Source organism: Algoriphagus machipongonensis (assembly GCF_000166275.1).
GTDB lineage: Bacteria > Bacteroidota > Bacteroidia > Cytophagales > Cyclobacteriaceae > Algoriphagus > Algoriphagus machipongonensis.
On the sequence record NZ_CM001023.1, the window covers coordinates 3,750,206 to 3,763,550 of the forward strand.

Sequence of the window (13,345 nt, forward strand, 5' to 3'; positions counted from 1 at the left end):
TTATTGCTGTGCTATGTTCACATTGAAATTATCTCCAACTTCACGGAATCCCTTGTCCACCAACATCTCGGTACCTGTAAGTCCCTCTAAAATCTCAGTTTCCTTATCAAAGGTTTTTCCTCTTTCCACATATTTCTTCACAGCTTTTCCACTTTCTACTGTAAACACATAATCTCCACGGTTGTCGCTAAGAATTAAGTAACTCGGAACAATAACCGCATCAGCACTTTGGTAATCCAAAATCTTTAATACTGAAATCATGTTAGGCTTCACCATGGACATGTTAGGAAGGAGAACCTCCACTTTGAAAGTCCTGTTATTTGGATTGATGATCGCACCTACTGAAGAAACTTTTGTTTGAATATCCTTATTGATTGATGGGAAGTTCACATCTACTGAATCCCCTTTGGAAAGGACTCCTATATAGCTTTCAGAAATATCTGCTTCGATAAATAAGTCACTCTCTCCGATAAATTGGAACATGCCCATTCCAGGCTGAACCAATTCACCCAATCTCACTTCAACCGTTTCAATCGTACCTGAGAATGGTGCTCTAATTATTGCTTTATCCAGATTGGTACGAGCTGAAGCCAAGTTTCTTTCCAGTCCTTCTTTTCTGTTTTTAGCTTCCAAGTACTGAACCTCAGTACCAATTTGCTGATTCCAAAGCCTCTCCTGCTTTTCGAATAAAGTCGTAGCGAGTTCTAATGAATTCTCTAATTCGTCGATGTTACGCTCGATAATTTCGGCATCAATTCTTGCCAAAACTGTCCCTTTATTCACTCTCATCCCTTCTAAAACTGGAACTTCAAGAATTCTTCCTGAGGTCTCCGCACTGATCATGACATTCTTCTTAGAAAGCACTGATCCAGTCACCTCTACATAATGATCAAATTCTCCCTTTTTTGCAGGAATGGTAGTGATCAGAATAGACTTTTGATTTTGCTTAGCAAAATCAGGATCCAATTTCATCAACTCTTCTTCCAACTCAGCGATGGAAGTCGTCAGTTTATTTGATTCAGCTTTGAGCTCCTCCAATTCAGCCTTCTTTTCCTCCACCTCATCCTTTGGCTCACAAGAAAAGACCAGAAAAGCTAAGCCTAATAGGGGTAAAAATCTATGTGATAATTTCATTGTATATAGTTAATGTCGTTGTTACAAATTTTATGAAGGTCAAATCTTATTGACCTAATCCATCTTTTAATATGCCCAATGCCTTCTCCAAATCTACTTTCGAAATCAAACCATCGTAAAGGGCTCCCAAATAATTAATCTCAGACTCAATCAAAGCTGCATCAGCCTCCACAACTTCCAAGTTGGATCCGACTCCTTCATTGTACTTAATTTTAGAGATATCATATACCTCTTTGGCCAGTTCCATACTTTCTTTCTGCACTGCCAAAACCTCCAGGTCATTGGCTAGGTTTTGCTTAGCCTGATACACTTCCAATGCTATGTTTTGATCCAAATAGAATCGCTGGTTTTCCAGCTGCTGTAACTGTAGTCTGTTTCTTTGAATTCTTGCGCTCTTAGATAGGCCATCAAAAATTGGAATGTTCATCGTTACTCCGAGCATGGAGGAACTAAACCAATTCCTAGATTGAAACAAAGTATTGAATGAATCGCCTGCTCCAGATCTCGTATAACTTGCATTAAAATCTAAGGTCGGCATGTATTGGGAGGTATTATATCTTAGATCCAACTGGGTTAATTCCATGTTGGTGTTTAATTGATCCATTTCCACTCTATGCTCAACTTCCATTGCCTGAAGAGCCGCTAAATCTTCCTCTGGGTTTAGCTCTGCCAAAGTTTCTGTTATCACAACGTCATAATTCTTAGGTAGTCCCAGTTGAATTTTTAGCAATTGCTTAGAAATATCGTAAGCAGTCATGCTTTGCTTTAGTTGAGAAAAGGTATTATTCCGCTGCACCTGAATTCTGGAAACCTCGATTTTTTCTGTAAATCCAGCTTCGTTCATCGCTTTGGTTTCCTCCAATAAGGAGTCGATTCTACTCAAGTTGGATTGAGAAAGTTTGATTCTCTCCGCATTCACCAAAACCCCATAATAGGCCTTTTTGACATTTTCGATAACATCATTTTCCACTTTGATTTTATCATATTCCGTCAAAGCCTTATAGGTTTTGGCTGCTCTCAGTCCCACGAAGAATGATCCATCAAAAATCATTTGTGATAAAGTAACCCCTGCATTCCCAGAGTAACTTACACCAAACCTGGCCGGAATCACATCGGAAGGAATACTCGGATCTCCAAATGGAGGTTCGTTTGGTAAAAACACTACCTGAACCAATGGATTATAATTAATCCCAACATTTCCATTAATCTGTGGTAGACCAGCAGCCGTTTCTTCCTTAATGGTCGTTTGCGACACCATCACTTCTAACTTGGCATTCTTGGAGTCTGGGTTATTTTCTAAAGCAAATTCCAAGGTCTCCTTTAAATTCAGCTGGAGAACTTCTAAAGGTGGTGCTTCCTGTGCAAATGCCTCAATCTTAAGAAAACTCAAGACGAGCAGGACAGCTAAATAAATCTTCTTTTTAAACATGGTACTATTCTAAATAAAAGTCGGTTTGAGATTTAAATTTGTTTGGAAAGCCTTAGCTCTCATTAATTATATCGATGTCTTTCTAAATATGCCTGTCTTCCTTTCTCTGTGAAAATCCCGTGCAGAAAATGATTCATCATCTCTACCTGTAGATCCAATAAACTATGAGAGCTGGTATTGAAGTACGTCGGGTCAAAAGCTGCACTGATCTGATTCACACGCATTTTGGCCAAAATTTCGGAGTTAATTTCTTCGCGAAAGTAACCCAATTTTTTACCTCTTTCTAAGACTTTGACGATGTCTGTCACGATTATTTCATCCCGAAAACACTCAAACATTTCCCAGGCATCTGGAAAGTACCTTTGCACCTCCAATACCGCCATCGGGTTCATATTTTCCAATCGCTCACGAATGGTTTTGGAAGTACAAATTAAATGTTCAATTACTCCATCGTCTTCACTTAGAATTCCAGTCAACTTCTCCTGATCTTGACTTAAAATCATCCCAAAAGCCTTCTTTACCAGCTCGCGCTTATCCTTAAACTCCTGGTAAATTGTCTTTTTAGAAACTCCAGATAGCCGAGCAATATTCTCCATGGTTACAGTGCGAACACCATACCTGCTAAACTGCTCAATCGCTACATCTAAAATCTTCTCCCTCATCTAGTTTTAACTCTTTAATAAATCAGGATGCAAAACTACGGAAACTTTAGGCTCTTCAAAAGTTTCCGTAGTATCAAAAGCGAACAATCTCCTGCTTTAACAAAAAAATAATATTGAAATCCGTACGATTTTGAACATTTGACAGAAATACCAAAAATTCCATTGAGTCAAACCACCTAAAAAACTCATTCCCTGCTCTGGAATTTCAGAAAATATCTTGGGGAGGCAAATTACCCTCTTCCAAATATTTCAATCTAAAGTCCAATTTCTTACCTTTGCAGCTTACTAGCCTAAGGACATGATATTCTTCTTCGAATCCCCTCAAAACCTTATCTACGCCGTACAAACTCCACAACCCTTTGCTCCTGAAGACGTCCAGAAATTAATCTGGCTTTTCGGAGAAGCCAAAGCACTGGAAACCAACAATGTAGAAGGTAAATTCTCTGGTCCCAGAAAAGAAATGATTACTCCCTGGTCCACCAACGCCGTGGAAATTGCCAAAAACATGGGAATTGAAGGTGTGGTAAGAATTGAAGAATTTTTCCCGATGAAGGCCGGAGATCAAATCGACCCTATGCTCCAGAAAGCATACGAAGGTTTGGATCAGGATATTTTTGATATCCATTTACAGCCTGAGCCAATTGTCGAAATCAAAGATATTGCTTCTTACAATCAGAAAGAGGGACTTGCCCTTAGTCAAGAGGAAGTAGACTACCTGGAAAATGTTTCCCAACAGCTAGGGAGACCTTTGACAGACTCTGAGGTATTTGGTTTTAGCCAGGTAAACTCTGAGCATTGCCGCCATAAAATTTTCAATGGCACCTTTATCATCGACGGAGAGGAGAAGCCAATGACGCTTTTCCAACTGATCAAGGAAACCTCTAAAAAGCATCCGAATAGAATTGCCTCTGCCTATAAAGACAATGTGGCATTTGTAGGGGGGCCAAGAGCACAACAATTCGCCCCAAAAACTCAGGATAAAGCAGACTTTTTCGAAACCAGAGATATCGATACCGTCATCTCTTTAAAAGCTGAAACACATAATTTCCCCACTACGGTAGAGCCTTTCAATGGAGCGGCAACGGGTGGTGGTGGAGAGATCCGTGATAGAATGGCTGGAGGAACAGCTTCTATTCCATTAGCAGGTACTGCTGTTTACATGACCTCTTATTCAAGGTCTGAAAAAGGAAGAAGTTGGGAGAAAAACCTGCCAGAAAGACCATGGTTATATCAAACACCGATGGATATCCTAATCAAGGCATCCAATGGAGCTTCTGATTTCGGAAATAAATTTGGTCAACCACTGATTGCAGGTTCAGTTTTAACATTCGAACACGAGGAAGACGATAAGCAGCATGGATTTGACAAAGTAATCATGCTAGCAGGTGGTGTAGGTTTTACCAATGCCAAATACACGAAAAAGGAGGAGCCTAAAGCAGGCGACCAAATCGTGATCATGGGTGGTGACAACTACCGTATCGGAATGGGCGGATCTGCAGTTTCTTCCTTAAACACGGGAGAGCTTTCCAATGCCATCGAACTCAACGCGATCCAAAGATCCAATCCTGAAATGCAAAAAAGGGTTGCCAATGTCATCCGTGCCATGGCAGAAGATGAAAACAACCCCATCATCTCCATTCACGATCATGGAGCAGGTGGACACCTAAACTGCCTTTCCGAATTGGTAGAAGATACGGGAGGCACGATTCACATCGACCAACTTCCTGTAGGAGACCCTACCCTTTCCGCTAAGGAAATCGTGGGAAATGAATCTCAGGAGAGAATGGGCTTAGTGATCGGTAAAAAAGATATTGACACACTTCAGACTATTTCTGAAAGAGAAAGAGCTCCTTTCTATGTCGTAGGTGAAACGACTGGAGATATGCACTTCAAATTTGAGAATCAGAAAACGGGTGAAAAACCAGTAGACTGGAATCTCAGCTATATGTTTGGTTCCTCTCCAAAAACAATTTTGGAGGACAAAACGCAGAATGCCTCTTTTTCTGAAGCAGCCTATTCTCAGTCTGAAATCACAAATTACATACAAGAAGTGTTGCAGCTTGAGGCCGTGGCTTGCAAGGATTGGCTGACCAATAAAGTCGATCGATCCGTTACCGGTAGAGTTGCCAATCAGCAGACTACTGGAGCCATCCAATTGCCATTAAATGACGTGGCTGTGATGGCTTTGGACTTTACAGGAAATAAGGGAATCGCTACTTCCATTGGACATGCGCCAGTTGCAGCATTGGCAAACCCAGAAGCAGGTAGCCGCTTGGCGATTGCAGAAGCCATGACCAATTTGATTTTTGCTCCAATTCAGGATGGGTTGGCAGGAATTTCCCTTTCTGCCAACTGGATGTGGCCTGCAAAGAATGAAGGCGAAAACGATCGCTTATATCGTGCCGTGGAATCAGTTTCTAAATTTGCGATTGATTTGGGAGTGAATATTCCTACCGGAAAAGACTCTTTATCCATGACTCAAAAATATCCTGATGGGAAAACAGTCTATTCTCCGGGAACGGTCATTATTTCTACAGTGGGTGAATGCTTCGATGTTCAGAAAACGGTAAAAACGGCACTTCACCCGATCAAAGGAAGTAGAATCCTATATATCAACTTCTCCAATGATGATTTTAAGTTAGCAGGCTCTAGTTTTTATCAAGCCCTCAATAAAATCGGAACGGAGACTCCAGATGTAAAAAGCCCTGAATATTTTGCCAAGGCATTTACAGCGATCCAAGACTTGATTGATCAAGGCTGGTTATTGGCAGGGCATGACATATCTTCTGGCGGTTTGATCACGGCATTACTTGAAATGTGCTTCCCAAGCCCAGGAGTGGGACTGAAAGTTCATGTGGACCGTATGGGTGAGGAAGATTTGGTGAAAGTCCTATTTGCTGAAAACCCAGGAATTCTGATTCAGGTAGCCGATGAAAATGCCGTGGAAGCACTTTTAGTCGAAGCGGATGTAGATTATGTGGAATTAGCGAAAGTCACAGACAGCGGCAAACTGGACTTAAAAGGAAAAGATATCAGCCTGGATATTGCAGAACTTCGTGATACTTGGTTTAAGTCTTCCTACTTATTGGACAAAAAACAAAGCGGTGAGAAATTAGCAAAAGACCGTTTTGAAAATTATAAAAATCAGGCCCTATCTTACGAATTCGCTGAAGGATGGAAAGGAAGTTTTGAAGGAGCCGGTCTGGATCCATTTAGAAAATCTTCCGGCAAGGCCAAAGCAGCTATCATCCGGGAAAAAGGTGTGAATGGAGATCGTGAGATGGCCTATTCACTTTGGTTGGCTGGCTTTGATGTCAAGGACGTTCATATGACCGATTTGATTGCAGGTCGAGAGAACTTGGAAGATGTGCAGATGATCGTCTTCGTAGGCGGATTCTCTAACTCCGATGTATTAGGATCAGCCAAAGGTTGGGCGGGTGCATTCCTTTATAATCCAAAAGCAAAACAAGCGCTTGACAACTTCTACGCTCGTCCTGACACCTTAAGTTTGGGTGTTTGTAACGGTTGCCAATTAATGGTAGAGTTAGGTCTAGCCACTCCTACCCATACAGAAAAGCCCAAGATGCTTCATAATGAATCGCATAAGTTTGAATCTACTTTTGTGAATGTGACCATTCCTGAAAACAGCTCTGTGATGTTAGGTTCACTTAGTGGACAGAGGCTGGGTGTTTGGGTAGCTCATGGAGAAGGGAAATTCTCTCTTCCATTGGCATCTGACCAATACAATTTCGCCATGAAATATAGCTATGAAGCCTATCCAGGTAATCCAAATGGATCGGATTATGCGACCGCCGGTATTGCTTCTGCGGATGGACGTCACTTAGCGATTATGCCACATATTGAGCGTAGTTTGAAGCCTTGGAACTGGCCTTACTATCCTAGCGACAGAAAAGATGATTTCACCCCTTGGATGGAGGCATTTGTGAATGCGAGGAAGTGGATTGAGACTCACAATTCTTAAACTTCAACATTCATCATTCGATATTATTCTGATTGGAATATTGAAAGATTGAAAAATTTCACACACAAATCCCTTGGAGCAATCTGAGGGATTTTTTTTTGATATTTTTCTATATATTGAAATACTTTTAGTTCATTATATAAAAACGATTTTTATGCGATTGCTACAAATGAAAAAGAGGGAAAGCGTTTTAGGGAAATTTACTTTTGATAATAAGCTAAAAGTCTGCAATCCTACCCAATTTGTGAAGAGTGGTACAGATCTAAGATATATTCAAGTATTATTGGGTCACAATTCCAGTAAAAAGACAGTCCCGATAGCTATCGGGATACACTCATGTCAGTGAAAAGAAACTTAGACTAATCCGCTTCCCGTTCGATGATCTATAGAAAGACAAAACCTGTGACTAGCTGATTCAATTCGGCACATAGTCACTATAAAACAGTAACAATAAACAAGTTGTAAACAAGCTAATAAAAATCAGTAATTGAATTAAAATATGGCGAAAATCCCAATCGAAATTGAAAAAATAAATACCGCATATCGAAATTTTAGCTCAAATGATAATGCAGAAAATGAAAGGACAGAATATTTAGTTTCAATAATTGAGAAAGGACAGAATTGGAATAAAACTTTCCGTTGCGGACTAAAAGAATTGACAAAATTGCGTGACGAAATTTCGGATATAATTGACAAGACAACGACTGCCGAAAAGCTAAATATCACAAATGATAGAGCAAAAATACTTGACAAACATTATGAAGATGATGAATTGTGTCAAGGTTGTAATTATAAACTAACCCATAACTGTTTGACTTGTATTTTCGATTTACAAAGTCCACTCGAAAGAAAACTATTTCTTGCGTTGAACAAAAAATACATCCGATTTGAGGCTCAATATCCTCTAAACTGGAAAGGAGAAAATATTTCCATCGCTGGAAAAACCTATGATAATCCCAGAAATAATTTCAAAGATGTTTTAACTGTAGCGGATTTTTATATTGAGAAAAAAGGAGTCAAATTATGTGTTTATACAGATGGACACACTTATCACGAAAGAACTGAAGAACAAGCTCAAAGAGATAAGCGAATTGATAGGAAATTACAAGAACTTGGTTTTCAAGTATTGAGATATACAGGAAAAGATGTAAACGAAAACACAGATTTAATAGTCAATGAAATCAAAAAGTGGATAGAAAAGCCAGTTTACAATAACGTATAAAAACAGTAGGGGAGCATAATTCAAGTAAGACGACAGTCCCGATTTCTATCGGGATACACCCATGTGAGTCAGAAGAGTCTTCAAAAAATCAGGAGTCCATTTGACGACTTATAAAAATATAAAATAAGGTAAAACCGTATCTATCAGCCCAAAAACAGGTAAGTATATACGGAAAAACCGTAACAATAAACAAGTTGTGGTGCATATAAGACGACATTGGCAATGATAATAAGACAAGAAACCCAAAATGACCATAAGGAAGTCTTTAGCGTAATTGAAAGTGCTTTTAAAGACGCTGAATTCGCTGACCACACTGAACAGTTTTTGGTCGAACGATTAAGAAAATCGGACGCTTTCATTCCTGAACTATCAATGGTAGCGGAAATTGACGGTAAAACAGTTGGACATATTCTATTGACAAAACTTAAAATCAAGAACGAGTCGAATGAATTCGATTCATTGGCGTTGGCACCTGTTTCTGTATTACCTGAATTTCAAGGAAAAGGAATTGGTGGAAAACTAATACTTGAATCGCACAAAAAGGCAAAAGAATTAGGGTATAAATCAATCGTTCTTCTAGGACACGAAAAATACTATCCAAGATTCGGATATGAACAAGCAGATAAGTACGGAATAGAATTGCCATTTGAAGTTCCGAAAGAGAATTGTATGGTAATTGAATTAATAGAAAATGGACTGAAAGGAGTAAATGGAATGGTTGAATATCCAAAAGAGTTTAATGAATAAAAAATACGACACCACAACAACGCATATAGCTTATGGCGGGTGAACGGCTGCCAGGAAGGTTTTCGCTCCTTAGCCAGCTTTGGTTTCGGTGGACAGGAAAGTGCTTCGAAACCGCCACAAAGCCATATGCAAACCGTTAGCCTTCACCAAAAAAAATATGGATGCTAAAAAAATAATATTTTCAAATGCCTGGCTTTAACTTGATAATTGGACTTTTAATAATTTTAGGGGTAACTAAAATAACCACTGAAAGATTTCCTTATACTAAAAAACAAAGAGTTACAAATTTTTTTATACTAATTGCAGGATTTATTATTCTTTATTTTGGCTACAAATGTCGAGTTGAAAACAATGGCTTTATTCTTGGCGTTTTACCAAATTTTTTAACTGGTCTTTTTTATCCTTCTCTAATAGTTATGTCAGGATTCAGGGTGAAGAATTTCTTGAAAAAAGAAGAATATTCATGGATAATATTCACCCTTTTTATTTGGACATTATATGAGTTTATGCTGATTTTCGATGGAAGGTTCTTTGATATATTTGACATAATTGCAACTTTAATTGGATCAGTAATCAGTGTACCAATACTTCTTATGTTAACAAGTTCTACACATAATACACCTAATGATCACTATGACAACTGAAACTTTCAATCATGAATATTTTTTCAGTATTAAAAATGAATTATTAATAAAGGCGAAAGGCTAACACCGTGTATAGTTCATGCCCTTCGGGACACGCACCATACACAAACCGTTGTGGGCAATTCTGAGAACAAAATGAAGCTTCCTGCATTTAATGCAAAAATTTTTGTACCGTTTAAAGGAATCGATTGGAGGATCAATTCTTCAAAATTAATGTATGGAGGTTATATTCTATTCTTGATGATTGGTTTAATAGCCAGCCAAGTGAATTTATCTTCAAACATTGATTATTCAATTAGGACTTTACTTTTTTCTATATTAGGAATGATTTTTTATTCAGCCTATTGGGGTTCCAGGGAAAAGGAAAAGAAATATGGGAAATTAGAGGGTGAACTTGAAATATGCGTGGAAAGAATCAGAATAAATGACTATTCGTATTCTTGGACTGAAATAGAAAAATTTGAGTTTAGAACTTTTCAAGTAGTTGATGAAAAATTATGGTCTGAAACGTATCCGATTGCAAGATACTACGGTGGACCAGCTTATTCTCAAGGTGTGAATAACTTCATTGAGTTTATGGTTGATGATAAGAAAGTGAAAGTTTTTTTTCAATTGGAAACCCCTTCACACAAAGTTGAGCTAAAGAGAATGATGCGTTTGCTTCTTTTTCATGATCGAATAGATCTCTCCACTACCTATCTGGGATTAAACTTGGATTATGAGGAAATTCAAAAATTGAAAAAAGCCAAAGCTAAGTATTTTATCGACCTGGAGGCACAATTCTAATTTTACAAGACTTCTCAATTGGATGATAAAATAACCTGTACAAAAATCCTACAAGTTCAATATCAAGAAGAAAAGCCCATAACATCACCTTGGAATACAGCGGGCTGTTTCGAGTTAATAGAAAGTTTCATATTTGTAATAAGTTAGTAGTAGGCTGAATAGGGATGGACTTTGAATGCCCGCCGTTTCCAAGCCAAACCGTTAGCCTTCATTACATTTAAAACTGAATGACAGAAACTATACATAAGCAACTAACAATAAAACGGGGAATTCTGGCCATTGTGGTCATGTACGCATGTCAACTCCTAGCCGGAATTATTATCTCTTATGGGTTTAAGTTCTTTTCGCCTAATAATGAAGTTCCTATCGAGATCTTAGGACTCACTTCTGCTTTGCTAAGTGGCATCATGATAATTACTTTTTTCTGGTGGGATATCCGTAAATCAGGTGAACCTTTTTATCCTGAGATAGGACTTCAAAAAAGTAAGATTAAAAAAAGCAAAGGTCTTTTATTGGTTTTATCAGCATTGATATTAACGCACTTTTTGGCATGGATATATAGATCATTAATCTTACCTGCCTTAGGTCACGAAGGAATCATTGGAGGCGGCTCCAAGATGTTTAGCTACATCAAAACAAATGGAGGATCACTTGAAATGTCTGGTTTTTTACTACTAGCACTCCTTGTTGGACCCATTATGGAAGAAGTTGTATTTAGGGGATATTTGCAATCTTCACTAGCAAAGAAAATACCTTCCTGGGCTGCTATATTGATAACTTCTATTGTTTTTACCGTTGGTCATAATCCCATGATATTATGGCCCATGTATTTTCTGTATAGTGCAACATGGGGTTGGATCTTATTACGCACAGGCTCATTAAAAATGGCGATCCTAATTCATGTTCTAAGTAACTTATTTTATGCTGTTGTAGGTTTTGCGGGGTGGGATATTCTTGCCTAATTTGAATATGAGTCAAATAGTATTAATTGCTTTCCATGATAGTAAAAAGCTTACAAGATTCAGTTTTGATGCTCCATATTGCAGTAACAAATAAAACGAAAGGCTAACAAAACCTAAACTGCATTAAAACGCAGTTTAGCCAAACCGTTGTGCTTCATTATAAGAAACCGCTAACCAATGATAAAATTCTTTAGAAAAATTAGACAAAACTTACTTTCAGAAGGTAAAACTGGAAAGTATTTGAAATATGCCATCGGAGAAATTATCCTTGTTGTTATTGGCATTTTAATGGCTGTACAGATTAATAATTGGAATGAAAATAGAAAGAATAATATAATTAAACAGTCATTACTTGAAAATCTAATTGTTGATCTGAAAAAGGACATTGAAAATTTAGAAGCCCTTAATAATGTTAATACAAATGCTGAAAAAGAAGGATTTTACCTCGCTTCATTTTTAGATAATACCTTGAATGAGGTAGATACTTTAAGGCTTGCAAATTCAATCATTTTTTGTGGATATATTCCAAATAAATCTATCATATCATCTACCTATAATGACCTCATTAATAGTAATAATATTCACTTATTCAATGATGTAAAATTAAAAAGGCTTTTAGATGATTATTATGTGCCAAATTTATGGTCTGAACGTATGAATGCCCGAATTCTTAAAACCGTTTGGTATGATTATCGTGATGAAATGTCAAAATTTCATAGTCCTAAACTTTATCAGGATTTTTATGAAATACAAAAATATATAGACGCCTATAATGCTTCAAAATACGATGTGCAATGGTATAAAATCCAGCATAATGAGTACCTGAAAACCCAAGTGGGAATGATTGGAGCATACAGAATTTTAATAAGGCAAGATTTTGAAGCTTACATTCAAAAAGCTAAAGTAATAACAAACTATTTAGAAAATTTAAAATAACAAAAGCACAACATTGTATAAAAATAATAGCGGTTCAATCGCTAAACGAAAATAATTAAATGGAAAAAGGTCTGTGTTTAATCGAAAAATTAAAGCCTTAAAACCCGCTACTATTCTTATACCAGACCGTTGTGGGCAATTTAAACCAACTGCCAGAAGCTATATACTGAATGAGGAAAATTATATTAATACTACCCTTTTTTCTACTGACTATTCTAGGTTGTAAAGCACAGAATAATCAACCTTCCAATTTTATTCCTAAAGGATATGCCGAATTTGAAAAATATTTTGGAGACCTAAATAAAGATGGATTGGAGGATTGTGTTTTGATAATCAAAAAGTCTGATACAGCAAACATTGTGACTAATCGTTTTGACAAAAAAGTTGACAGAAATAGACGTGGAATTGTTGTCTTATTTAAAAATGAGAAAGGTTATGAACTTGCCGATAAAAACTACAATTGCTTTTCGTCAGAAAATGAAGATGGTGGAGTTTATTTTCCACCAGAATTATGGATTAAAATTGAAAACGAAAAACTTTATATCCATTACGGACACGGCAGATATGGATATTGGGAATATACCTTCCGATATCAAAACTCGAATTTTGAATTAATTGGATATGATTCAAGTAGCAATCGTGGACCAATCACAATGACAGAAACAAGTATCAACTTCTTGACAAAAAGAAAATTAGTCAAAGAGAATACAAATGAAAATGCAGAAGGTGGAGATGAAATATTTAAGGAAACTTGGAATAATATTGAAATAGATAATTTAATCAAACTATCTGAAATAAAAGACTTTGACGAATTAGATATGTATAATTATTAAATAAAAAA

The 13,345-nt window shown here is 37.3% G+C and carries 11 protein-coding genes; 8 read left to right on the forward strand and 3 right to left on the reverse strand.

All coding sequences use genetic code 11. The features are described 5' to 3' along the window. The 3 genes from ALPR1_RS15780 to ALPR1_RS15790 all read right to left on the reverse strand — a co-directional run bounded on the left by ALPR1_RS15780 (window position 1) and on the right by ALPR1_RS15790 (window position 3,225). Window positions 1-1,134, reverse strand: a complete 1,134-nt coding sequence (locus ALPR1_RS15780; RefSeq protein WP_008202180.1) for an efflux RND transporter periplasmic adaptor subunit — start codon at window positions 1,132-1,134, stop codon at window positions 1-3. Window positions 1,135-1,180: 46 nt separating this feature from the next. Continuing rightward, window positions 1,181-2,563 (reverse strand): TolC family protein, encoded by a 1,383-nt coding sequence (locus ALPR1_RS15785; protein WP_008202183.1) that lies wholly within the window; start codon window positions 2,561-2,563, stop codon window positions 1,181-1,183. Between the two features lie 62 nt (window positions 2,564-2,625). Beyond that, window positions 2,626-3,225 carry a TetR/AcrR family transcriptional regulator gene (locus ALPR1_RS15790; RefSeq protein ID WP_008202186.1) on the reverse strand — a complete coding sequence of 200 codons (600 nt, stop codon included), beginning with the start codon at window positions 3,223-3,225 and terminating at the stop codon, window positions 2,626-2,628. Between the two features lie 298 nt (window positions 3,226-3,523). Between ALPR1_RS15790 and purL the strand changes: the two genes are divergently transcribed. The 8 genes from purL (at window position 3,524) to ALPR1_RS15835 (ending at window position 13,337) form a co-directional block, all read left to right on the forward strand. Next, window positions 3,524-7,207: a phosphoribosylformylglycinamidine synthase gene (gene purL, locus ALPR1_RS15795; RefSeq protein WP_008202188.1), complete on the forward strand. Its 3,684-nt coding sequence runs from the start codon at window positions 3,524-3,526 to the stop codon at window positions 7,205-7,207. A gap of 499 nt (window positions 7,208-7,706) precedes the next feature. After that, entirely contained in the window at window positions 7,707-8,429 is a 723-nt protein-coding gene (locus ALPR1_RS15805; protein WP_008202190.1) for an endonuclease domain-containing protein, read from the forward strand. 222 nt (window positions 8,430-8,651) lie between these two features. Continuing rightward, entirely contained in the window at window positions 8,652-9,176 is a 525-nt protein-coding gene (locus ALPR1_RS15810; RefSeq protein ID WP_008202192.1) for a GNAT family N-acetyltransferase, read from the forward strand. A gap of 185 nt (window positions 9,177-9,361) precedes the next feature. Continuing rightward, the gene (locus tag ALPR1_RS15815; RefSeq protein ID WP_008202194.1) at window positions 9,362-9,820 is read left to right on the forward strand and encodes a hypothetical protein; all 459 of its coding nucleotides are present in this window, start codon (window positions 9,362-9,364) and stop codon (window positions 9,818-9,820) included. Between the two features lie 135 nt (window positions 9,821-9,955). Next, the gene (locus tag ALPR1_RS15820) at window positions 9,956-10,606 is read left to right on the forward strand and encodes a hypothetical protein (protein ID WP_008202196.1); all 651 of its coding nucleotides are present in this window, start codon (window positions 9,956-9,958) and stop codon (window positions 10,604-10,606) included. A gap of 227 nt (window positions 10,607-10,833) precedes the next feature. Continuing rightward, a complete protein-coding gene (locus ALPR1_RS15825) occupies window positions 10,834-11,568 on the forward strand; it encodes a CPBP family intramembrane glutamic endopeptidase (protein WP_008202198.1) in 735 nt (244 codons plus the stop codon). A 177-nt stretch (window positions 11,569-11,745) separates the two neighbouring features. Next, window positions 11,746-12,504 (forward strand): DUF6090 family protein, encoded by a 759-nt coding sequence (locus ALPR1_RS20430; RefSeq protein WP_008202200.1) that lies wholly within the window; start codon window positions 11,746-11,748, stop codon window positions 12,502-12,504. A gap of 170 nt (window positions 12,505-12,674) precedes the next feature. Then, on the forward strand, window positions 12,675-13,337 hold the full coding sequence (locus ALPR1_RS15835; RefSeq protein ID WP_008202201.1) for a hypothetical protein: 663 nt from the start codon (window positions 12,675-12,677) through the stop codon (window positions 13,335-13,337). The last annotated feature ends 8 nt before the right edge of the window (window positions 13,338-13,345 follow it).